The organism is Lysinibacillus sp. RC46 (assembly GCF_041262385.1).
Classification (GTDB): domain Bacteria; phylum Bacillota; class Bacilli; order Bacillales_A; family Planococcaceae; genus Lysinibacillus.
Genome location: NZ_JBGCCF010000025.1, coordinates 26,507 through 50,695, shown reverse-complemented (window position 1 = coordinate 50,695; position 24,189 = coordinate 26,507). Strand labels below are relative to the sequence as shown.

Genomic DNA, 24,189 nt, shown 5'->3' with positions numbered 1-24,189 from the left:
TAGCCATAAATGAAACGCACTTTGGAGAAGGTTCTCGAATTAGTAGTAGAGAATATCGGGGAGTCACCTCGTTAACAATGGAAAGTGGTCATATTGATATGGCAACTAGAGTGGTACCACGGGATAACTATGCTCTCGTCTCTATATTTAGAGACGGGGGCTTTTTTTATCTTCATTCAGTAGAAGTCTCTTACCTCTATTGGTACGAGATGAAAAGGAGCTTTGGTCCCTTTTCAGTGAATGTACAAACACTTACCGAAAATAGAGGAACTCAGTCTAAGAACGCCACGTCCTGTGGCAACGACTGAGTGACCAACATCATGTTGCTGACGCTACGTTAGCACTGCGCTTTCGCACAGAAAACATTTGTTGGCCTAAAGCCTCCGGCGGATGTCACGGATTTTCAAAGGAATGAATTGTGCGGGCACAATTCAAAATCCGGACGCAATTACGCCAAGGCGAAATTGATTATTTGAGAGGAGAATGAACATGCATACACAAATTGCGAAAAGCATCGCAGTGGCATTAAATAATGAGTTATCTGTCAATGACATTCAAAGTTTACTAGAGAAACCGAAAAATTTGGACTTAGGGGATTTGGCATTTCCGTGCTTTACATTGGCAAAAAAATTAAGAAAATCTCCAAATAGTATCGCATCCGACTTAAAAAACAATGTAAGCTGTGAGTTCATACAAGAGGTTCAAGTAGTAGGTGGTATGTCAATATATTTTACCATCAGCCAACGATTACACATCAAGTGCTTAGTCAAATAGTAAAAGAAGAAAATTTATACGGGACTCAGCAGGAATCGAAGGGGAATGTAGTGTTGGATTTTTCTTCACCTAATATAGCAAAGCCTTTTTCCATGGGTCATTTACGTTCTACTGTGATCGGCAATGCATTGGCCAACATTGCCGAGAAAAACGGCTATCAAGCAATTCGCATCAATCATTTAGGAGATTGGGGAACACAGTTTGGTAAGTTAATCGTTGCCTATCGAAAATGGGGAGACCCAAAAACAATTGAAGCTGCCCCAATCGAGGAACTGTTAAAAATTTATGTAAAGTTCCATGAAGAAGCGGAGCAGGATGAAACACTCAATGAACAGGCTCGTACTGCGTTTAAAGCGTTAGAAGATGGGGATGAAGAGTCATTAGCTTTATGGCAATGGTTTAGAGATGCATCACTCGAAGAATTCAAGACCATTTATCAACTACTAGGAATTAACTTTGATTCTTTCGCGGGGGAAGCATTCTACAATGACAAAATGACTGCTGTTGTTAAAGAGTTGGAGGAAAAAGACCTGCTTGTGAAATCCGAGGGTGCTTATGTCGTTGAAATAGATCATATGCCACCTTGCTTAATAACTAAAACAGACGGTGCTACGCTCTATGCTACACGTGATTTAGCAGCTGCTTTTTATCGTAAACACCAATATGACCCTAAAAAATCATTTTATGTTGTAGGAAATGAACAATCTCTTCATTTTCACCAACTATTTAAGGTCATTGAAAAGATGGGGTACGGTTGGGCAAAAGATTTACAGCATGTGCCGTTTGGAATGATCCTAAAAGAGGGTAAAAAAATGTCGACGCGTAAAGGAAAGATCGTTTTATTGGCAGATGTACTAACAGAAGCGATTGCCACTGCGAAGCGAAATATCGAGGAAAAAAATCCAAATCTAGTGGATAAAGAGAACATTGCACGCCAGGTTGGTGTAGGAGCGGTTATATTTAATGATTTGAAAAATGATCGTCTTCATGATATTGAGTTTTCGATTGAGCACATGATGCATTTTGAAGGTGAAACAGGGCCATATATTCAATATACGTATGCTCGTATCTCATCTCTTCTGGAAAAAGCAAATGAACAAAGTTACGAAGTATCGTTTGAAGCATTAGGGGAGCAAGCATGGCCAGTCGTTGTATTACTAGAACAGTTTCCGAATGTAATTGCCAACGCTTTTGAGCAAGCAGATCCATCACAAATTGCTAAATATGCATTGCAATTAGCGCGTGTATTTAATAAATATTATGCTCAAAATAAAATATTGGTCGATGACAACCAGAGAACATCACGATTAGCATTTTGTCATTGTGTAGCCATTGTTTTAAAAGAATCGTTAGCCTTACTGGGAATGGCTGCGCCTAAAAAAATGTAAGTAGAATAAGCCGCATCTTTTCATCATTAATTGCCATGAAATTGACCGATACTAGAAAAAATGGTAAAAGGGAATAGTGAGAATTCTGAGATTTGACAAATTTAGTTGAATTTTTAACCGTAAAAATAGAGAGAAGGTTTTTAGAAAGTATGGAGAAAAAGCAATGGCGTGTTTCCATGGTACTTGTGGTTGTTAGTATTTTCTTCGTTGCACTCAATATGCGCCCAGCAGTCACAGGAATAGGACCACTATTTAATGTACTTTTGGAATCACTCCATATATCAAATACAAAAATGAGCTTTTTAACTTCTATTCCGGTGTTTTGTATGGGTCTCTTTGCACCGTTCGCAGTACCATTACAAAGAAAACTCGGAACAAAAACAGCAATTACGCTCTTAATAATGACCCTAGCATTAGCAAATGGGCTGCGCTTTTTAAAAGAAAGTTATGTACTACTTGTAGTCACAAGTTTTGCTGCAGGATTTGCCATTGCACTTATTGGACCCATCTTAAATGCCTATATAAAGAAAAAATTCCCGAACCGTTTTACAACTGTTGTAGGTATTTATTCATTTGGAATAGGAACAGGGGCAACATTGAGTGCTGCGTTAACCGTGACATTTTATAATCATTTTCATGAGAGCTGGACGATGGCACTTGGCAGTTGGGCAATACTTGCTATCATTGCTCTTTGTATATGGTTACTTGCAATACAAAATCAAGAGCTGCCAGAGACAGGGGCATTGACAGAAAATGCGGCACGGAATCCTTGGAAAAATGCCCGTGCTTGGACCATTTTAATTTACTTTGGCATACAAACATCTTTGTTCTTCTCAATAATGTCATGGCTAGTACCGATAGTACAGGCTAAGGGCTTTTCTCTTGGGGCTGCAAGCTCTATGCTAACATTTATGTCTATTGTACAAATGATTGGAAACATTTTGGTTCCTATACTAATGGACAAATGGTTCAGTCGAATCGGTTGGCTCTTTTCTTTAGGGTTCCTAGGCTTGATTGGCTTTGTGTTGCTATGGTTAGGCTCAGGGACTTTATTATGGATTGCAGTATTCATAATAGGCATCGTATTAAGTGGCTTATTTCCAATTGGGTTATTGTTACCATTGGATGAGGCAAGAAATGACGAGGAGGCAAATAGCTGGTCATCTATGGTGCTTTCAGGTGGCTTTATGATAAGCTCCATTATCCCTATACTGATTGGTTATTGCTATGATGTGACAGGTAACCATACATTTACCTATATGATTTTTATAATATTAATGACTGGCATAATAGCTACTACAATTATGCTTAAGAAAAAATAATGCGGAGACATGCGCTGATATACGAGCATGTCTCTTTTTCGAAGCTACAACTATAGGACACGAGAAAAGCCGATTTCACTTTGTGTATTAAAAATCGGCTTTTCTTTAGTTCTCATTTTTTATTATGAATTTTTATAAGATGTGGACGCTTCCTGTTCATTATTAAAGATCTGTAATAATGCATCAGAAAACAAGGTGGTTTGGTCCATCATAATTCGATGACCGGCATTTGGAATGATAAATAATTTTTTATGGGGAGCAATAATTTTAGTAAAATATTCTTCGGCAATAATGGAGGGAGCCTGCCAATCATTTTCACCTAAAATATAATAAACGGGAACTTTATAAACTGAGGATTCTGTCGTCAGGTCAAAGTCTTCTAAAAATTCATGTACCTTGCTATTTGCTTTCAGTCCTTTTGAAAATGCGGAAAGATCCGATAATTTAAAAATAGGACTTTTAAACGCTGATATAAATACAGGAAGATCACTCTTCACAGCTAAACAATATTTCCCTTGAAGTTTTCGAATTTTCATACATTTCTTTAAAAACTCTCGATCAAACTTTATTTTTTCTCCAGGATAAGTTCCTATAGCTTCTAGCTTTTTTAGAGCTTTTTTATCATTAGCCTTTACTATTTGCTCCTTCATTTTTTCATAAGCAACACGCTCATTTTCAAGAAAGGAGACAACTTGTGCCACGCCAATATAATAAGAAATGTCATCAGGATATTGCTTAATAAATATACTTCCTAAAATAGTGCCCCAAGACCTTCCGAGTAAAACGATCTTTTCCTTATTATATTTTTTCTTTAAATATTGAATAATTCCATATAAATCTTCTAGCATGACATCAATTGTAGGATATTTATCTGGGTTTTTAGTAAGTGTTTTTCCAGCACCACGCTGATCCCAATGAACAATCGTAAAAGTTTCTTCTAATTTATCTTGAAAAGCATGGGCAAAAAGAGATTCAACACTACCAGGACCACCATGTAAATAAAGTAATACTGGGTTATCATAATTAGTACCTGAATGAAATAAATAATGATTTACACCGTTAACCGAGACAAATTCTTCGATATTAATTAATTTCTCGGATTTATTTTTCATTTCTTATTCTCCCTCTATATGATTTCTTCGTCTTTCAAACTCCTTTAAAACCTTCAGCTGAACGTCATTTTGATTTTCATCCATTGTCAAGTTGCTGTGCTCTTCAAAACCATCTTGTTCTTCACCATCAAAACTATATAATTTCTTTAATAGACCCCACATTGTCTCTAGTTCATTAGTAGAAAAATTTTTAAAAAGATCCGCTAAAAAATATGTTCCTTTTTCTCCAGCCTCTAACGCAACTTGTTTACCAAACTCAGTAATCGTAGTGTTGACCGCACGTTTATCATGCTGACTAGGGGCAATTTCTACATATCCTTTGTTTTTCATAGTAGTGACTAGTTGTTTTACATTCTGTTTAGTCGTTCCTAGTTTTCTTGCGATATTATTGAACGATGCTTGATCTTCAGGTAAATGAGCAATAGCTAGGATAACCATAAATTGTCTAGATGTTAATTTTTCTAAATATTGATCGGATTGTACTTGAATTTTATTGCCAACAGAAAAAAGGGCTGAATATATTTGTTGCATTAGAAATAAGTCATTGTTCATAAAGATGTCCTTTCTTTTAGACAATATATTGTCTAAAATCATCATAACAAAATGGACAATGTATTGTCTATAAAATTAATGAACGAGAAGACTTCTTTTTTAAATAACATTTTAACCGCAAATTATAAGTCATTTTTCATAGCAAACCTAAAAAAGAGCTGAATTTTTTAGGTATAACGAATTGAGTAAAAGGTGAGGGCAATATTTTCATAACACCTTTTCATAAATAATACTATTATGTAAACTTGAAACGTTTAGTAACCTTGTTTATGATAGTAAAGAAAGATGTTTATCTTGCATTCAGTATTTGGTGATGAGATGAATGCGGGGTGAGGTTACTTTTTGGCGGGTGTACAAATATCCGCTGAGATAGAGGAAGTCAATCCATGAACTTCTCATCTTGTGAGAATGCCTGAGTGACCAACATCGTGCCATATGCAAAGGCAGATTTGATAGAAAGTTTTGGTGAACGTATGCGGAAAAAGGTGCTCATTCTTGGAGCAACAGCTTTATTATTAACGGGCTGTGAAAATGAAACATTGGCAGAAGTGTTTCATATTAAAAAGACCGATGTGAAATCGGAAAAAGTTGTGACGAAGCAGCAAGAAAAAATTGTACCGGAAGTAAAAGTAGTTGGGGAGAACGGAATTGGTGCAGGAGTCATTATTAAAAAAGAAGACGCTAAGCTCTATATTTTGACAAATGGTGCGCTCGTCGCTTCAAAGCCAGCTGCTCTCGTGCAATTTAACAATGATAAACTTATGGAAGCTGAAGTGCACTATATATCTACAGCTTATAATATAGCCATTTTAGAAGTGCCATATAATGCATCCGTTAAGATGCCGACCATCTATAACGGTGAATTAAATCAGTTAGCTGTTTATGTCGATAGCTTACCGCACATCATTAAAAAATATAGTGACAGCGTAGCAGCTTATTACATAGATGCAAAACAAAATACACTTATAGGGAGCCCGGTTCTAGAAGCAGAGAATGGTGAACTTGTGGGCATCTATTTTAAACGCATGCAAAACGGTGTATCACAGCCGTTTATATTGCCATATAAAGATATTGTACAGTTATTGGATGACTGGATTTCAGGTACAATGAAGACAAATGATCGACTAACTCAATCCAAAAACTTAAATCCATATATTGAACATGGCGATAAAGAAGCAGTCCAGCAAGCTATTGAACAATACGGAAAGAATATTTTTGCTTATAATGCCGATGAGATAAAGCTATTTTTAGATACATTTTATAAGCATCTAAAGGCAGCTGTTGATAATCATGACGCTAGTGTTATGAAGCCTTTTGTAAGTTCAGACGACTTGCAAAGCACGCTGGATAATATGGTAGCGAATTACGCATCGAAACAAGCGAAAATTCGTTTTTACGATACGTCGATTAAAAACATCAGTATGAAAGGCCAAAATATTGTAGTTCGTGCCAAAATAGAATATGTACTAACAAATTCTGCTGGTCAAGAGGCACTTACGAACTCTATGATGGTATATGAAATAAATAAAAATGAACAGGGCGAGTATAAGCTTATTCGCCTAACAACTGAGGAGTGAAAAGTTGGATGGAGCAAGCAAGACAAATGCTACAACATCATTTTGGCTATGATTCATTTCGCAATGGACAAGAACCAATTATTGAACAAACATTACGAGGTCAATCAAGTCTTTGTGTGATGCCAACTGGCGGAGGTAAATCAATTTGCTATCAAATTCCGGCACTCATGCTAGATGGCCTCACAGTCGTCATATCTCCTTTAATTTCTCTTATGCAAGATCAGGTAGAAGCATTACGTGCTGCAAATATTCCGGCCGCGTATATAAATAGTACTTTAACCGTGCAAGAAGTGAATGAAACGATTCAGCTAGCGAGTGCAGGTTATTTAAAGCTTCTTTATATAGCTCCTGAGCGATTAGAGAGTGCAACATTTTTACAGGTACTATCGAATTTATCTGTACCTTTACTTGCTGTGGATGAGGCACACTGTATTTCCCAGTGGGGGCATGATTTTAGACCAAGTTACCGAGCAATCCAAAAATTATTTACATTGTGGCCACAAAAGCCAACTGTCTTAGCACTGACAGCAACAGCTACACCAGCTGTTTGTGATGATATTAGACAATTATTAGGAATTGACGAGCATTCGACGGTGATTACCGGCTTTTCGCGCGATAATTTATCTTTCTCAGTGTTAATTGGTGAAAACAAAGAGCGTTATATTAAAAACTATTTAGTGAAAAATAAAAATGAAGCGGGCATTATTTATGCAGCGACACGAAAGGCTGTAGACGCAATTTATGAGCTTTTAAGTCGCTCGGGCGAAGCTGTGGCAAAATACCATGCGGGCCTGTCAGAGGACATGCGTATGTCAGAGCAGGAGCGCTTTTTAAAAGATGAGGCACGCATAATGGTAGCTACCAATGCATTTGGAATGGGGATTGATAAGAGTAATGTACGCTTTGTTATTCATTATCAAATGCCGCGCAATATGGAGAGCTATTATCAGGAAGCAGGACGTGCAGGACGAGACGGCTTGCCAAGTGCCTGTATTTTGCTTTATGCATCAGGTGATGTTCAAACACAGCGCTTTTTAATTGAACAGACCCAAGATGAAACACGTATTTCACAGGAATTAGCAAAGCTGCAAACGATGGTTGATTATTGTCATACTGAAGGTTGTTTACAAAATGCTATTTTAACGTATTTTGACGACGAAGCAGGGGCTCCTTGTAGTCGTTGTAGTAATTGTAATGATGGACGGGAAGTCAAAGATGTAACGGTAGATGCACAAAAGGTGTTAGCTTGTGTTGTAAGGATGGGGCAAAAATTTGGTAAAACAATGGTGGCCCAAGTGTTAATTGGCTCCAAAAACCAAAAGGTCTCGGAATTTGGCTTTGCAAGGCTGTCTACCTATGGCATTTTAAAAGGCCAATATTCCTCTAAGGATGTTTCAAACTTTATTGAGTTTTTAATTGCTGAAGGCTTACTTGCTGTTAAACACGGCACGTTTCCGACAATATATGTACCAGAGGATGGCAAAGAAGTTCTACTGGGGAATCGACAGGTCATGCGAAAAGAAGCTGTTACTGTTCGTAAGCTTGTAGACAATGATCCGTTATTTGAGCACTTACGATTACTGCGTAAAGAGATTGCAGATGAGGAAAAGGTACCACCATTTGTGGTGTTCTCTGATAAAACATTGCGTGATTTATGTGACAAAAAGCCAACAGAGCTAGAAGACTTACGTCAAATAAGTGGTATTGGTGAAGTGAAATTCGAAAAATACGGTGAGCGTTTCTTCGATGCTCTTCAGTCTTTTTTGAAAACAACATCAAACTAAAAGGAAAAAGGGAAGTGCTTAATTCTATAGAATTAGGCACTTCCTTTATATTTGCAACGTATTTACAACCCACTATTTCTCCCAAAGCTCGACTAGTCGACCATCAGGATCTTCAATCCAAATAAACTTTCCAAATTCACTAATCTCTTGTTCCTTTGCAAGAGGTACACCCATTTGTTCAAGATGCTTAATCATCTCGTTTAGATCATGTACTTGGAAATTTAACATTACTTGTTGTTCTGTTGGAAAATAACTGTCATCTTCGGTAAAGAAAGAAAAAATCGTCTCATTTCCTGATTGGGGTTTAATCATAGTCCCATTCCAATTTTCTATTTCAATCTTCAAGACTTCACTGTACCATTTTTTTATAACATCAAGATTCTTAGTTCTCCAAAATATTCCTCCGAAACCTTTAATCATCGTAGCAAACTCCTGTCTGTCTTTAAATTTTTAGTTTTTCGATTTCATATTTAGTTCCTTCATCAACTATACCGCTTGAATAGTTTAAGTACAATTTTTCACATCGACTATTTGGATAGCTACTTCATGTAAAATGATCGTTAGTTGAAGGATTTGATTTCGTACTTAAAAGTTATTTCTTCATCAAGAATTGATAATATATCGTCTAAGTCAAAAAGCTGTTCTATGTAGTGTACACCCGCTGAATAATTATTTTGTATTAACTTATTCCCTAATATTGAGGCTACATTACCTGTTATCTCTGTATTATTTGAACCAAATAATACAGATTCAATGGTTCCTTCTTTTCCCTCGATTTATCCATGTACCTCCGCTTTAATTAAATAATCATTTGAGCCTATTTTTAATTTATCAAAAATATGTAAAGCTCCCACAAATATATTTATAAAAATATTATTAAAGAATTTATATTTTAATAGCTTAAAAGTTCCTAACTTTTTAAGTATTGCTAATTCTTTTGTTGCAAGGTCCGAATCATAAAAGAAGCGAGAAGATACGTTTTTTAAATTAAGGGTTTTAGTGAGAATATGTTGATCAGCCAGATTAAATCTATACGCAACCCTTTTCCCATATTTTTTAGGTAACTCTACATATTTACCATCAGTAAAACTACTTACATTCTTATTTTGACCATTTTCATATATCGAATAATTAGTGTTTATATTATTTAGCAACCATTCTACTCCGTCATTTCCGTGCTTTTCACCAATTCCAAGCATTAGATATGTGTCCGTACTGTTAACTTTATTAAACTGATTGACTAAATTTTTGACCATTAGATTTGATAAACCTGGCGCTAAACCTACACCTAATACTAAAGTTGTTCCTAATTCAATGGCTTTACTATGTAAGCTTTCAATTTTTGATAAGATAGTATAGGAAGGGGAAATATCAATATAATGAACTTTATTTTGTATACACATTTCAACGAAATTAGTATCTTTTTGGTCAAGGCACATTATTACTAACTGTGTGTGTGTAAATACTTCATGGGATGCCTCCAAATTATAAATATCTAGTTTCAACGGCAGAACCTTGTTATTCATAGACAAAGAAAACCTTTTTGCCTTTTCAAAATTTCTACCAGCCGCGATAACTTTTCCAGGGTAAATCTGAGATAAAGATTTACAGATTACGGTACCAACTTGACCATAACCGCCGATTACTAAAATATTTTTCACTTGAAAACCACCTTCGCATAGTTTAAAAAAACTTACTCAATTTTAATAAAATATCCCTGTTGAAAAACTAACAGTAAAGCGTTTTTTTTTATCTTAACATATATATCCATTTTCCATTTTTTGAGTTAAGGTATTTGGCTTTTTCTTGTCGAAGATTTTCCGGAATATTGGCGGTACCGCTAGCAGTACCAAAACAAAAAAATAACCCGGAATTAATATTCCGGGCTTGATTCACACTTACTTATAGTGCTCCATGACACACTGCCTCGCTTCCGCATAGATCTTAATTTTTTAAGACAACTGTGCTTTAGCTTCATTCAGCTTTGATGGTCCTTCTGAGTTACCGGTCAGCCCCACTCATCGGGTTAACCCTCCTTGTCATTGGATTTGAAGTGAAATCTTTAATAGTATAGATCGTTCATTATTTTTTATACACATTATTTAAAGATTACCTTGAAGAATAACTAGCGAAGTGATTTTTTAACAAAGCTATAGTACCAAAACAAAAAAAGAACCCGGGATATTATTCCCGGGCTTGATCCTCACTTACTTATAGTGCTCCATGACACACTGCCTCGCTTCCGCATAGATCTTAATTTTTTAAGACAACTGTGCTTTAGCTTTTCAGCTTTGATGGTCCTTCTGAGTTACCGGTCAGCCCCACTCATCGGGTTAACCCTCCTTGTCATTGGATTTGAAGTGAAATCTTTAATAGTATAGACCGTTCATTATTTTATATACACGTTAATAAAAAAGTTTCAATTTCAATAAGATAAATTATAAAAGGATCATCTGATGCTTTTAATCAGATGTTTTTCAAAGTAGCCAATTTACGGGGCATTAATATAACAAGTAAATAAAAAGGTCGAATCCTTCACGTACGGGAATTCGACTTTTTTAGGTTGAAACCTATATCTTATTATGAAAAGAACATTTCGAGAACAGATATATTCTGAGTAGGCTATCGAAATAAATGATTATATTTAGCTATTTCTCCCAATTCTCAGCGATAAACTGATCTCGACCAGAAAGCGCTCGGTCCTTCTGATAGTGCCCCGACTCTTTTTTATAAAAGTCCTGATGATAATCTTCTGCAGGGTAGAAGTACTTGGCATCGCGAATTGTGGTTACAATAGGTTTATCAAAGCGACCACTTTTTGCTAGCTTTTCCTTGGAAGCTTCTGCAATGCGCTTTTGTTCCTCTGAATAGGTAAAGATTGCTGTCGTGTATGATTCGCCACGGTCATGGAATTGACCATAAGCATCTGTTGGATCGATTTGCATCCAGTAAATATCAAGGAGCTGTTCATAACTAAAAACGCTAGGGTCGAATTCAATTTCGACTACTTCTAAATGGCCAGAAGTTCCTTTTTTGACATCCTCATAAGTAGGGTTGTCTAAATGGCCACCCATGTAGCCCGAAGTGACCTTATGTATACCATCCCATTCAACAAATGGCTTTACCATACACCAAAAACAACCGCCAGCAAACGTAGCTTTCTCGATCATATTCATCATCCTTTCTTTTGTGAAAATATTATAGCATTATTTTGTTCATTACTGGCAAAAAGGGTGTAAAATAACCTATAAATAGTTGTTGATAGGATTCGAAACATCATATAAAATGAACCTTTCTTTATATGGAATCGTTACATTAACTATAAAAAATAGAGGAGTTAACAGTTATGGAAGAGCAAGATTATTCAAGACGCTCACAACGTCCAAAAAAACGTCGCTTGCGTAAAGGGAGAGCATTGTTCACATTGTTATTACTTTGTGTCATTGTGATTGTAGGTTATGCCGTTATGCAATATCGGAGTGGCCTAAAATTGGCAAGTGAAACAAAGGTAGCCCAAGAGGATTTCACCGGGGATCCAGTAAAAGGCGATGTTGAAAACTATTTATTATTAGGGATTGATACTCGTGGTGAAGAAAAATCACGTACAGATACAATGATGGTATTATCTTGGAATAAGAAAACAAATGATGTTAAGCTCGTGTCATTAATGCGAGATATTTATGCGGATATTCCAGGTTATAAATCCTATAAGCTTAATACTGCTTACTATTTAGGCGGTGTTCAATTATTAAAGGATACGATTGGTAATATGTTTGGACTGCCGATTAATCATTATGCAATTATCGATTTTAAAAATTTTGAATCACTTGTAGATATTATTGCGCCAAATGGCGTTGAAATCGATGTAGACAAAGATATGTCTGAAAAAATTGGCGTTTCATTAAAACAAGGTGTGCATAACTTAAACGGTAAAGAATTACTTGGCTTTGCCCGTTTCCGTCACGATGAAAAAGGTGATTTTGGTCGAGTGGAACGTCAGCAAAAAGTTATCGAAGCCTTAAAGAATGAAATTTTATCGCCTCAAAATATGTTGAACTTACCAAAATTCGTTGGTGCAGCGCAAGGTTATATTACATCGGACTATTCATCAGCAGGGGAGATTCAACAAGTACTGAAAATGGTGTCGAAAGGTAAAGTCAAATTAGAAAAAGCAACTATTCCAGTTGAAGGTAGTTATAGTTTCAAAAGCTTTAGTGGTGTCGGTGATTCAATTGTAATTGACGTAGAAAAAAACAAAGAATTTTTACGTAATTTTTTAGGCATTTCCCTAGAGTGATTTTTCGCAAAATCCAACATATTCCTGTACTATATGAATATAGGATTTGTATTGGGGTGAGTAGATGGAAAAAGAAAGACCAAAAGAGCGTTCGAACTTCTTTTCAACGAAGTTTATTCGCTTTTTAGGTGGTAAAAACTTATTTTTTACACTGATTATTTTATTATTAGTAGCATGTGTTATTTTTATGTTCCAAAAGGTTTCCTTTATATTTACCCCGCTAAAAGTTTTATTTGAGGTAGTTATTCTACCAGGGGTACTTGCCATTATTGGGTATTATTTATTACGCCCAATAGTAGGGCTATTCGAAAGATGGCGTATCCCAAGAGTTTGGGGTATCTTTCTTCTATATATCATTCTAATTGGTATAATTACGTTATTAGTAGTACTTGTCTATCCGTTTTTACGAGACCAGTTTACTAATTTAGCGCAGGAATTCCCAGGATATTTTATGGCGTTTACACAAAATATTGCTGATTATCTGAATAATGCACGTATCAACGAGTACCTAGATAAAATTAATTTAAACTATGACGCAATGGTGAAAAATTTTACTACGGATATGGTGGAGACGGTAAAAGATACGGCTGCGAATTTAGCACAAGGCGTGGCTTCTGGTATTACTGGCTTCGTTTCAGCCTTAACAGGAATTGTTCTATCATTAGTAACGGTGCCATTTATTTTATTTTACTTACTTAAGGATGGCGAAAAACTACCAAGCTTTATTTTAAAAATGTGCCCGCCACGTATGCGTAAAGAAGTACACGAAATTTTCCATGACATGGACAAGCAAATTAGTTCCTATATCCAAGGACAAATTTTAGTGTCAATGTGCATAGGTTCCATGGTGACTATTGGCTTTTTGATTATCGGTATGAAATATGCCTTATTGCTTGGATTCCTTGCTATGATCACGAGTGTGGTTCCATACTTAGGACCAGTTATCGCCATTACACCAGCGGTCATTATCGCTCTTGTAACATCGCCATTCATGCTTATTAAGCTAGCCATTGTTTGGACGGTCGTGCAGCTCATTGAAGGGAAATTCATTTCTCCACAAATTATGGGTAAATCACTTAGTATCCATCCAATTACAATTATTTTCGTGTTATTAACGGCTGGTTCTTTATTTGGCGTTCCAGGTGTCATTTTAGGGATTCCGGGCTATGCCATTATTAAAGTGCTTGTAACACATTTATTCAAGCTATTTAAACAGCGTTATAATCGTTACGAGGATGAGATGCATCAAAAATATGATGTGTAAGAAGAAATAGCTACTGCGAAAGTGCAGTAGCTGTTTTTTTATTAAATTGATCCTTGCATTAACGATAAGAATCTTCCACTTAAGAGGTGTCAATATGTTAACCTTATATTAGGGTCGCAAAGAGGATGAGGGAATAGAGAATGAATTCTAAACCGATTAATTTACAAGAGAAATTAGCTAAATTCCAAGATCACTGGTCTCCAAAGGTTATTGCTGAATTGAATGATTATCAATTTAAGTTAGTCAAAGTACAAGGGGATTTTGTTTGGCATAAACATGAAGATACAGATGAAGTCTTTATCGTCATTGAAGGGAATTTAATCATTGAATTTCGTGATGGAAAAGTTACTTTGAAGGAAGGGGAAATGTTTGTTGTTCCACGAAATGTCGAGCATAAACCTTACGCTGCATCCGAATGTAAAATTATGCTTGTAGAGCCTAAAGGTGTTGTGAATACTGGACAAGAACAAACAGAGCAAACAGCAGAAAATGATGTTTGGATTTAACTCTTCATTATGAAAAATTAATATACGCAACAGTACCCTTCCAACCATTAAAGTTAGAAGGGTTTATGTTGTTTATATGATTTTTTTGTGGTGTAGCTTGCACTTGTGCTAAACGATTAACATCATCTAATCAAATATTCTCTAAGAATTACTTAACATCGAAATGGAGGTTACATATTTTGAAACTGGAAAGGCTCTTATCTATTATTATTATTCTACTGAACCGTCGAAAAGTGCAGGCTAAGGACCTGGCGGAGCAGTTTGAGGTATCCATTCGGACGATATACCGAGATATTGACTCAATTAATGCAGCTGGCATCCCAATAGTCACCTATCAAGGAACAAACGGTGGCATTGGTTTGTCAGAAGGTTACCGTTTGGATCGAAATCTGCTAACAAATGACGAGCTTGCTACTATCGTTACCGCACTTCGCAGTATTTCCACTTCATACGGCAAAGAGCAAAACCAACGACTTGTAGAAAAAATAAATAGTGTCGTACTACCAGCACATGAAGAAGAATTTCAACATAAGACAAATCGCGTACTAATCGATTACTCTCCTTGGGAAGGTATTGAACGTCTCCGTCCGAAACTACAACTATTAGACGAAGCAATAGATAGCAGTATATTAGTGTACTTCACCTATTCGAATGCAGAAGGTGAAGTATCCCAGCGAATAGTAGAGCCACATATGCTTATGCTGAAAGGAAGGCAATGGTATCTACAAGCTTATTGTCTAGAAAAAAAAGAGTTTCGCCTTTTTAAACTAAAAAGAATGAAAGGGCTCGAGGTAGATCGTGAAAGAAACTTCATTCGTCGAGATCCAGCTACTCAGAAGCATGTCGAAGGCAAGCGTAAATTCAAGCCATCCGATGTACCCGAAGTTGTCTTTCAATTCCAGGATGAAGCTCGGCATTTAGCAGAAGAGTGGTTTGGTATTGAAGAACTTTTGCCAGTTGAGGATGGCAGTTGGCTAGTAAAAAAGGCGTATCCAGAAAATGAATGGCTCTATAGTTTCATTCTTAGCTTGGGACATCATGTAGAGGTGCTTGAGCCTCAACATTTACGGGAAATCATTGCTAGTCGTGCGGAAAAAATAGCGATAATTTATAAAAATGACAAAGCAACATGACAATCAGTTGTCAGGTTTATTGTTTTATACTGGTTTCATTCTATAATAAGGAGAATGATTTAGGATGAAACAAAACGAACAAAAAAGTATGACTGACTGGAATCACGTATCGTCTGAAGATAACATTACTACGAAACGAATTGAACCTAGCCGAATTGAGGTACTATCCTCCTTCACGTTAGCTGGAATTAGTACCGTTACAACAAATGAAGCTGAACAAAGCCAAAATGGCAAAATTGGTAAGTTGTTTGAAAATTTCCATTCTCAAAATATTGGTAAGAAGCTAGGAGCTCATATCCAAGAGGATGGTCATTATAGCTGTTACTTCAACTATGATCAGGGAGATGCGGGACTTTATGAAGTAATGGTCAGCGTACATATAAAGGAAGAATTACAACTTCAAAACCTAGATATGATAAAAGCATTTACTGTTCCTGCTTCAAAATATGCTGTATTCGTCACAGAACGTGGACCAATTATAGAAATGGTTCAGCGTACTTGGGCTGATATTTGGCAATGGTCACAGCAGCCAGGCAATAACCGAGCATTCACAGGTGATTTTGAATATTATAGCAAGGGTATTAATCCAGAGGACGGGCAAGCAGAGATTTATATTTCGATAAAATAGCTTTCGGGTTGTATTAGACAATTTGAATTGCTTGTAGAAATTTATTAATCGTACGATTGAGTATTGATTAGTTTGTTATTTTAAAAAAGGAATGATGAATATGAGTACAATCGAAAATACCAAGGTGGAAGAAGTATTCAAACAGTATCCTAAACACATTCAGTCGAAACTATTTATTCTTCGTCAGTTAATTTTGGATACGGCAATAGAGACAGAAAGCGTTGATCATGTGGAAGAAACGCTAAAATGGGGAGAACCTAGTTATATCACAAAAAAAGGGAGTACAATTAGATTAGGCTGGAAACAGTCAAGCCCAGATCAATATGCCATGTATTTTAACTGTAATACGAAGCTAATTGATACGTTTAAAGAGGTTTATAGAGATTTATTTAACTATGAAGGTAATCGAGCGATTGTATTTGCTGAAAATGATGAAATACCAGTAAATGAATTAAAACAGTGTATTGCATTGGCACTCACTTATCATACTCGAAAACATCTACCAATGCTTGGGATATAATAAATAGACGTGTAAATTATAAGAAGAGGATTCCGGGCTATGCCATTATTAAAGTGCTTGTGACACATTTCATTCAAGCTGCGTTATAATCGTTACGAGGATGAGATGCATCAAAAATATGATGTGTAAGAAGAAACAGCTACTGCGAAAGTGCAGTAGCTGTTTTTTTATAAGGCTAGATATATACGTATAAGGACGAAAGAACAAAACGAGCAGCGACAATTTCGAATAATGCTGGAACGAGGGCTAGAAGTATTTAGTTAAAAAAAAATACTGGACTATTCGTTCCGAAAATATTATATTATTGTTATGGAAAGGAGGAATTTACCATCGGACGTTCAAAAGAGTTTGACAAGGAGCACGTACTACATAAGGCAATGTTAGTATTTTGGGAAAAAGGCTACGATGCAACGAGTATACCGGATTTGTTAGAGGCTATGGAATTAAGCAGATCAAGTTTATACGAAACCTTTACGGACAAACAGACACTTTATATTGAGGCTATACATCAATACAAAAAATTCAATCAAAATAAACGCAATCTCTTGGTAAATGCACCGTCTGCGAAAGTTGGAATACGGCAGTATTTTGATCAGCATATTTCTTCTGCATTTGATGATGATTTGCCCAAAGGTTGTTTGATTACAAAGGCAAGCATCGGTTTGGATTCACCTGATGAACAACTTAGTAAATTGATACGAGACAGCTTTGAGGAATTAGAACAGTCTTTTTATGAACTATTAAGTATAGGACAGCAGGTGGGAGAAATCGACCCTAAGAAAGATATAAAGGCTTTATCACATTTACTACTTAACCTTAATCACAGTATCAAAGTAGTTTCCAAGGTGAAAAACAACAAAAAAATTATTAATGACATGATGAATACTGTAATTGAGATGCTGTAGACAAATTTTTTTAACATTACTGGAATGATCATTCCGGTAAATACGACTTTAATAAAGTGAGGGAGAGTTTTCTATGAGTTTAATCGCAAAACAAAAAATGGAGAAACCTGTTTCATCGTGGATTATACTCATTTTGGCCATAGCTTGTGGCGTGATTGTTGCTAATCTCTATTATGCGCAACCTTTAGTAGGACCCATCAGTTCTACACTCGAATTATCTTCCGGGGCAGCTGGCCTCATCGTCACGCTGACTCAAATTGGATACGGAATCGGATTGTTATTTATCGTTCCTCTGGGAGATATCCTGGAAAATAGAAAACTTGTTGTTACTTTATTGCTCTTCACTGCAGTCGTGTTGGCGATTGCTGCAGTGGTTAAAAGTGCTACGCTATTTCTTGCAACTTCACTGTTTATCGGGGTAGGCTCAGTAGCAGCTCAGGTACTAGTACCGTATGCAGCTCATCTTTCACCCGATGCCACACGTGGTCGCAATGTGGGGAATGTTATGAGTGGTTTGTTACTTGGTATCATGCTCGCTCGTCCCATATCAAGTATTGTGGCGGAGTTTATGGGCTGGCGCGCTATATTCGTCTTTTCCGCTGTAATAATTTTTATTCTGGCTTTTGTATTAGTAAAGTTACTTCCAACAAGGCAACCAATGACAACAACACAATATTCAACACTGCTGATATCTATGTTGCATTTACTCAAATCGACACCAGTCCTACAACGTAGAGCAATCTATCACTTTTGTGTGTTCGGAACTTTTAGTTTGTTCTGGACAACTGTTCCTATGTTATTGACCAGTCCGATTTTCAATTTTTCGCAAAAAGAAGTTGCGTTGTTCGCATTGGTAGGAGTATCTGGAGCGGTTGCTGCACCTGTGGCAGGTCGTCTTGCTGATAAAGGTTGGGTTCGACCAGCTACAGGATTAGCTTTAGCTTTAGTTATCATTTCTGTCATTCTACCCCTTATGATTCAAAGAGGCTCGACATTAGCATTAGTAATATTGGTAGTTTCGGCAATTCTTTTAGACATGGGGGTTTCTGCTAATCTAGTCCTTGGTCAACGCGCTATTTTCTCATTGGGAGCAGAGTTTCGAAGCCGACTTAATGGATTATACATGGCCATTTTTTTTGGAGGTGGTGCTATTGGTTCTGCGACAGGAGGATGGGCATACGCCATGTTTGGTTGGAAAGCAGCATTTTTGATTGGAATAGCTTTACCGACCATTGCGATGATTTATTATGCGACCGAGAAAAAGTAATTAAACTATATGGATGTTCATTCAAATAGAAAAGAAGCTTTAGCAGATACAGATGACATACAACATAATTATTTAAAGAAAAGAGTAAACGAAAAAATAATAAATGAATATAGTAATTACATTCCTTCGAATATTTTTATTCGGGGGTTTTTTTGTAAGGTTATTCTTTAAAATTGCTATTTGCAAAGCAAAACAACCTAAATTTTAGACTGTAAGATTAGATGTTGATTAAATTTGATAGCATAGAATAGATAGAAAAAGGTGTGAATTTTGAAAATCAATAAAAAATTCGAACCATTAATTTTTAGTGTCCTTATGATTTTAGGTATATCCAGTATTATCTCTTTCGTTATGACTTCAATGAATGTTGGATATACATCTTTATTCTTTAAATCATGGATGAAAGCATGGGGAATTGCTTTTGTGGTTGCATTTTTAGCTTCTAACTTACTACCTTTTGTAGTTAAAAAGATAATGAAAATATTCACATTTATTGAGAACGAAGCTTAAGAGTAAAGTGAAATACTATGTCGTCTATAGATAAATCATCATCACTTTATTTTAAATCATTGGACTCGTCCCCCAAACCTTGAGAAAAACAACATAAGCGTGTAAATCGGTTTCACATACTCATTTCTTAATGCTACTTTCATAGATCAGCACAAACTGTTGATCCTTGAAAGTCTGATTATTCTTCCACTCCCAATATTATATTAACCTCCACTAAATATTTTGATTCACTATATTACTTTTGTATTTCACTATTCTGATCGACATTAGAAAGATATGCTGAAGCGGTATCCATACAATTTAAATCTGCTGTAAAATAGGAGAGAAAATTTGTTGATGGATATTTGTAGAAGGAGGTGTTTTTATGAAGAAGATGTTATTAACAATCGGAATAATAATTATCCTTGTTGGAGCATTCGTATTTTACAACAAACTCTATCTTCCACCACTCCCTATAGAAAATCTAAGCAAAAAAGCTGTTATAGAAAAAATAAATGATACCGAGAAACAACTTGTTAAATTGTCGAATGAAAACGGTTATGAGTGGTATGTAATAGATGAACGAAATATATCAGTAGCAGATGATATGATCAAGAAAATGGTTAGCCAAAATGGTTGGATTTTCAAACACAAGGATGGTAATGGACTCTTCTTTGAAAGACATGGTGAAAATTTGATTGTAGTGACACAAAAGTGGACTGGAGACTATTTGTTAGTGAAAATACCAGTCAATTTTAACGAATAAGGGAGTTGAATAGGAGCCTACGTATTAAAGGAGGATTGTATGGGATATATAAAGGATTTGCGTAAAGTAGTTGGAACCAGACCATTAATTATGTGTGGTGCTTGTGTATTAGTCATAAATAGTCGTAATCAGGTTTTATTACAACTTCGGATAGATAATGGATGTTGGGGGTTAATTGGGGGATCGATGGAGCTGGGTGAAACATTAGAGCAAGTTGCCCATCGAGAATTATTTGAGGAAACAGGACTGAAGGCAAAAAGTCTACAATTAATCAATACGTATTCTGGACAAGATTTTTATTATCAATATCCGCATGGTGATGAAGTTTATATAGTTGTTACAGCATTTGAATGTAAAGAATATAGTGGCCTACTTGTTCATGATCAAAATGAGGCAACAATGCTACAATTTTTCTCTTTAAATGATTTACCCAAAAATATTAGTCCACCTGATAGACCGATACTTGAAGATTACATAATAAGCAATGGCAAAAACCCTTCCAACTATTAAAGTTAGAAGGGCTTTCATGTTGTTTAAATGATTATTTTTGTGGTGTAACTTGCACTTGTGCTAAACGATCAACAGCTTCCTGTAACAATTCTTTTGGTTGTACTAAGGCTAAACGTAAATAACCTTGTCCAGCTGAACCAAATACTGTACCAGGGACTGTCACGATACCAACTTGTTCAATTATTTTAAAGGCTAGCTCTGTGCAGTCAATATCGAAAGGATATTTTGCCCAGACGAACATGCCACCTTCAGAAGGAGCTACATCCCATCCTAAGTTACGTAAGCCATTCATTAATGTTTTATGGCGTTCTGAGAATGTTGCACGTAGGCCTGCAGTAATTTCCTCTGCGTTATCAAGTGCTACGACTGCCGCATCTTGAATTGGCTCGAAAATACCGAAATCTAAATTTGATTTTAATTGTTTTAAAATCGAAATCATCTCAGCATTACCTGCGATATAAGCGATTCGTGTACCAGCTAGGCTAAAGCTTTTCGATAATGAGTTAATCTCCATGCCAACTTCTTTTGCGCCAGGAGCGGCTAGGAAGCTAATTGGTCCATCACCTGTAAAGTAGAACTCAGAATATGCTGCATCATGTAGAACGATGATGTTATATTTTTTCGCAAAGGCAATGACTTTTTCAAAATAAGCCATTGAAGGCATTGCAGGCACTGGATTACCTGGTAAGTTTAAAATTAGTAGTTTTGCTTTTTGCGCAATATCTTCAGGAACAGCGTCTAAGTCTGGTAAATAATCGTTATCAGCTGTTTGAGGCATATAGTAGGGAGTTGCACCTGCTAGATGAATTCCTGCATCATAGGCAACGTAAGCTGGGTTTGTGGATAAAACAATATCTCCTGGATCACAAAAGGCGATTGGTAAATGTACTAAACCTTCTTGAGAGCCAATTGTTTGAATGATTTCAGAAGCGGGATCTAAATCTACATTGCTACGACGTTTATAATAACGACTAACAGCTTCATAAAAACGTTGCGTGCCTGTTAATGTATACCCGTAGGATTCTGCTAAGCCTGCTCTATACGATAAATGCTCGCGAATTTTAGCGTCAGGGGGGAGGTCTGGACTACCTAAGCTTAAGTCAATCAATTTCATGCCTTTTGCTTCCTGTAGCTTGGCATGATTTTTTAAATCTCCGAAGATTGCTGCTGTAAATAAAGACATTTTTTTAGATGGTACGATTTTCAAACTAGTACACTCCTTATAGTTCTATAACAGAATAGTAGTTCACATTTTATCATACTAAAGCACATAAAGGGAAAGTTATTCTGAAAAAAGAATATATTTCTATAATGAAGAAGATGTGTGCGTAGACTAGCGGAAATATTTTAACTAATGATGGAAACAATATTATATGACGGAAAAACTGTTACGTTTCTGCTATCATGAAATGAAAAGGAGCTGTTAGTCATGAACGTTTATTCTTTAAGTGGTCCAAGTGGAACAGGGAAAAGTACAAGTGCACTTGTTTTCGCTCATAAAATCGGAGTAGAGGCTCTTATTGATGATGGTCTTCTCATTGTCGATGGTGTGAAAGTAGCGGGAATCTCCGCAAAATTTGAGAAAAATACGATAACAGCCGTTCGTCGAGCTATTTTTACAGATGATACACATCGCGAGGAAGTAAAAAAAGCACTTGATACATATAAAGTACAATCGATTTTACTGATCGGAACATCCGATAAAATGACAAAAACGATAGCTCGACAGCTAGAGCTTGGTCCTATTGATCAATATTACTATGTTGAAGACGTACGTTCCCAAAAAGAAATTGCCAAAGCTCGCTTTATTCGACAGACACAAGGTAAGCACGTCATGCCAATACCGTATCGACAAGTCGAACAAAACTTTTTTATACGACTCGTTCAAAGAGGGATGGAGATTTTCTCTTCAAAGCGTGAAAAAATAGGGGAGACGACGATTGTTCGCCCTGATTTTCAACAGGAGTATATCGATATTGGAAAACATGTTTACGTGCAGTTACTAACATATTGCTGTGCCAAGCATGATATTGTACACAAAGTCGAGCACGTACAATTCGCATTAGGTGATCTAGCACAAGCAACAATTACATTACAGCTAAAGCTCCCCATTAATTATTCCTTACCAGATCGATTGTATGCATTACAAAAAATGATACAAGAGGAATTTCATCAACATTTTGGTTATGAATTAGATGCGATTCATCTCAACATTAAATCGGTCGTGCTAAAGCGGAAATCTTAACAAACAGGTACTCCATTCGCATGAGGGCGAGTAGAGTACCTGTTTTTTTATTTTGATTGACGTGTAAAGCGAGGTTGACGTTTTTCTACAAAGGCACGGCAGCCCTCTTCAAAATCTTTACCAACAAACGGTGTTGAACCTTGCCATAATGTTGGAGCACTGTCCACGCATTCTTGCACAGATTCCTTTACAGCTAGTAAAGATTCAGGAGACATTCCTGCAACAAGCTTACCCATGCGAATCATGTATTTATTTAAATCTTTTTCAGTGACTAAATAGTTAAGCATGCCTAGCTTGAAAGCTTCTTCAGCTTTAAACATACGACCGGTAAATACTAAATCCTTCGTTGTAGAAGGGCCAACTAGTTGAACTAAACGCTGGGCAAATTTGTTATTTAAGGTGATCCCTAATTTACCGACCGGGATCCCAAGCTTTGCTTTTTCTGAGCCAATGCGAATGTCGCAAGCTAATGCAAGCTCTAAGCCAGCGCCCATTGCGGGTCCATTAATGACGCCAATCGTTGGAATTGGTAAACGCTCAATTGTGGAAATCGTTTTTTCCATATGTACAAATGCTTCTTCGGCTTTTTCAAGGGAAATAGCGTTGAATTCTTTAATATCAGAGCCGGCCGTAAAGTTTTCGCCAGAGCCGCGTAAAATCAATACTTTATTTTTCGGATTACCTAATACTTGTAGGGCAATTTTAGCTAATTGATCCCACATATTTGCTGTTAGCGCGTTTTTAGCCTGTGGGCGATGGATCGTAATAATCGCTAGGCCAGCTGTTTCTTGATAAATAATCTTTGCGTCTTCTGCTTCAAGTCGAGTTGTTTTTACTTGCATATTTGAAAAGCCCCCTACATGTTTTAGTTGATACACTTATTATATAACACAAACGGCAATAAACACTAAATTATACGAATTTTCATGTAAATAAGTCCTGTTATACAAGAATAGAGGCATTTTAAAGAAATTGTACTACAACAGTAAGAGTGGAATTACTATTGTAAGAAAGCAAAAGATATGAGACACTGCTAGCGGACCATTTGAACAGTGGAGGCAGGATCGTGTATGTATACTACAGATTATCCGACATTACAATTTATATAAATTAATAATAAACGTACGCACCCAAAATATAGTAAACTAAA

At 36.3% G+C, this 24,189-nt stretch carries 22 protein-coding genes, 1 pseudogene and 1 other annotated feature (1 of these 24 running past the window's edge); of the genes and pseudogenes, 16 read left to right on the top strand and 7 right to left on the bottom strand.

The features are described 5' to 3' along the window. Positions 1–146: a binding site (T-box leader), on the top strand (it extends 75 nt beyond the left edge of the window). 337 nt (positions 147–483) lie between these two features. Together argS and ABH966_RS19925 are read left to right on the top strand one after the other, a co-directional pair. Continuing rightward, positions 484–2,162: pseudogene (gene argS, locus ABH966_RS19930) on the top strand (arginine--tRNA ligase). A gap of 92 nt (positions 2,163–2,254) precedes the next feature. After that, positions 2,255–3,484: an MFS transporter gene (locus ABH966_RS19925; protein WP_370081449.1), complete on the top strand. Its 1,230-nt coding sequence runs from the start codon at positions 2,255–2,257 to the stop codon at positions 3,482–3,484. A 122-nt stretch (positions 3,485–3,606) separates the two neighbouring features. Here ABH966_RS19925 and ABH966_RS19920 read toward each other — a convergent pair whose 3' ends face one another. Both ABH966_RS19920 and ABH966_RS19915 read right to left on the bottom strand, forming a co-directional pair. After that, on the bottom strand, positions 3,607–4,596 hold the full coding sequence (locus tag ABH966_RS19920) for an alpha/beta fold hydrolase (RefSeq protein WP_370081447.1): 990 nt from the start codon (positions 4,594–4,596) through the stop codon (positions 3,607–3,609). Between the two features lie 3 nt (positions 4,597–4,599). After that, a complete protein-coding gene (locus tag ABH966_RS19915; protein WP_370081445.1) occupies positions 4,600–5,148 on the bottom strand; it encodes a MarR family winged helix-turn-helix transcriptional regulator in 549 nt (182 codons plus the stop codon). Positions 5,149–5,564: 416 nt separating this feature from the next. Between ABH966_RS19915 and ABH966_RS19910 the strand changes: the two genes are divergently transcribed. Then, positions 5,565–6,725, top strand: coding sequence for a TcaA NTF2-like domain-containing protein (locus tag ABH966_RS19910; protein ID WP_370081443.1), 1,161 nt, complete (start codon positions 5,565–5,567; stop codon positions 6,723–6,725). Between the two features lie 8 nt (positions 6,726–6,733). After that, positions 6,734–8,509 (top strand): DNA helicase RecQ, encoded by a 1,776-nt coding sequence (recQ, locus tag ABH966_RS19905; RefSeq protein ID WP_370081441.1) that lies wholly within the window; start codon positions 6,734–6,736, stop codon positions 8,507–8,509. A 72-nt stretch (positions 8,510–8,581) separates the two neighbouring features. On the opposite strand, the gene ABH966_RS19900 is transcribed toward recQ, so the two are convergent. From ABH966_RS19900 to msrA, 3 genes are all read right to left on the bottom strand, one after another. Further along, complete coding sequence (locus ABH966_RS19900; protein WP_370081439.1) at positions 8,582–8,929, bottom strand: VOC family protein; 348 nt, start codon at positions 8,927–8,929, stop codon at positions 8,582–8,584. A 356-nt stretch (positions 8,930–9,285) separates the two neighbouring features. Then, the gene (locus tag ABH966_RS19895; protein WP_370081437.1) at positions 9,286–10,170 is read right to left on the bottom strand and encodes a saccharopine dehydrogenase family protein; all 885 of its coding nucleotides are present in this window, start codon (positions 10,168–10,170) and stop codon (positions 9,286–9,288) included. Positions 10,171–11,157: 987 nt separating this feature from the next. After that, on the bottom strand, positions 11,158–11,679 hold the full coding sequence (gene msrA / locus ABH966_RS19890) for a peptide-methionine (S)-S-oxide reductase MsrA (protein ID WP_370081435.1): 522 nt from the start codon (positions 11,677–11,679) through the stop codon (positions 11,158–11,160). 176 nt (positions 11,680–11,855) lie between these two features. On the opposite strand from msrA, the gene ABH966_RS19885 reads away from it, so the two are divergent. From ABH966_RS19885 to ABH966_RS19835, 11 genes are all read left to right on the top strand, one after another. Then, positions 11,856–12,806, top strand: coding sequence for an LCP family protein (locus ABH966_RS19885; RefSeq protein ID WP_370081433.1), 951 nt, complete (start codon positions 11,856–11,858; stop codon positions 12,804–12,806). 64 nt (positions 12,807–12,870) lie between these two features. Beyond that, on the top strand, positions 12,871–14,070 hold the full coding sequence (locus tag ABH966_RS19880; protein WP_370081431.1) for an AI-2E family transporter: 1,200 nt from the start codon (positions 12,871–12,873) through the stop codon (positions 14,068–14,070). A 140-nt stretch (positions 14,071–14,210) separates the two neighbouring features. Next, positions 14,211–14,576 (top strand): cupin domain-containing protein, encoded by a 366-nt coding sequence (locus ABH966_RS19875; protein ID WP_370081429.1) that lies wholly within the window; start codon positions 14,211–14,213, stop codon positions 14,574–14,576. A gap of 179 nt (positions 14,577–14,755) precedes the next feature. Continuing rightward, positions 14,756–15,709 carry a helix-turn-helix transcriptional regulator gene (locus tag ABH966_RS19870; protein WP_370081427.1) on the top strand — a complete coding sequence of 318 codons (954 nt, stop codon included), beginning with the start codon at positions 14,756–14,758 and terminating at the stop codon, positions 15,707–15,709. 64 nt (positions 15,710–15,773) lie between these two features. Next, complete coding sequence (locus ABH966_RS19865) at positions 15,774–16,337, top strand: GyrI-like domain-containing protein (RefSeq protein ID WP_370081425.1); 564 nt, start codon at positions 15,774–15,776, stop codon at positions 16,335–16,337. Positions 16,338–16,437: 100 nt separating this feature from the next. Continuing rightward, positions 16,438–16,857, top strand: coding sequence for a DUF1801 domain-containing protein (locus ABH966_RS19860; RefSeq protein ID WP_370081423.1), 420 nt, complete (start codon positions 16,438–16,440; stop codon positions 16,855–16,857). A 377-nt stretch (positions 16,858–17,234) separates the two neighbouring features. Beyond that, on the top strand, positions 17,235–17,762 hold the full coding sequence (locus tag ABH966_RS19855) for a TetR/AcrR family transcriptional regulator (protein ID WP_370081421.1): 528 nt from the start codon (positions 17,235–17,237) through the stop codon (positions 17,760–17,762). 73 nt (positions 17,763–17,835) lie between these two features. Beyond that, positions 17,836–19,029, top strand: coding sequence for an MFS transporter (locus tag ABH966_RS19850; protein WP_370081419.1), 1,194 nt, complete (start codon positions 17,836–17,838; stop codon positions 19,027–19,029). Positions 19,030–19,299: 270 nt separating this feature from the next. Next, positions 19,300–19,539: a DUF2798 domain-containing protein gene (locus ABH966_RS19845; RefSeq protein WP_370081417.1), complete on the top strand. Its 240-nt coding sequence runs from the start codon at positions 19,300–19,302 to the stop codon at positions 19,537–19,539. A 364-nt stretch (positions 19,540–19,903) separates the two neighbouring features. Continuing rightward, the gene (locus tag ABH966_RS19840) at positions 19,904–20,284 is read left to right on the top strand and encodes a hypothetical protein (protein ID WP_370081415.1); all 381 of its coding nucleotides are present in this window, start codon (positions 19,904–19,906) and stop codon (positions 20,282–20,284) included. A gap of 39 nt (positions 20,285–20,323) precedes the next feature. Further along, complete coding sequence (locus ABH966_RS19835; protein WP_370081413.1) at positions 20,324–20,794, top strand: NUDIX hydrolase; 471 nt, start codon at positions 20,324–20,326, stop codon at positions 20,792–20,794. Positions 20,795–20,825: 31 nt separating this feature from the next. Here ABH966_RS19835 and ABH966_RS19830 read toward each other — a convergent pair whose 3' ends face one another. Then, entirely contained in the window at positions 20,826–22,001 is a 1,176-nt protein-coding gene (locus ABH966_RS19830) for an aminotransferase class I/II-fold pyridoxal phosphate-dependent enzyme (protein WP_370081411.1), read from the bottom strand. A gap of 222 nt (positions 22,002–22,223) precedes the next feature. On the opposite strand from ABH966_RS19830, the gene ABH966_RS19825 reads away from it, so the two are divergent. Next, positions 22,224–23,039: a hypothetical protein gene (locus ABH966_RS19825; protein WP_370081409.1), complete on the top strand. Its 816-nt coding sequence runs from the start codon at positions 22,224–22,226 to the stop codon at positions 23,037–23,039. Positions 23,040–23,086: 47 nt separating this feature from the next. On the opposite strand, the gene ABH966_RS19820 is transcribed toward ABH966_RS19825, so the two are convergent. Beyond that, on the bottom strand, positions 23,087–23,881 hold the full coding sequence (locus ABH966_RS19820; RefSeq protein WP_370081407.1) for an enoyl-CoA hydratase/isomerase family protein: 795 nt from the start codon (positions 23,879–23,881) through the stop codon (positions 23,087–23,089). Positions 23,882–24,189: the final 308 nt, after the last annotated feature.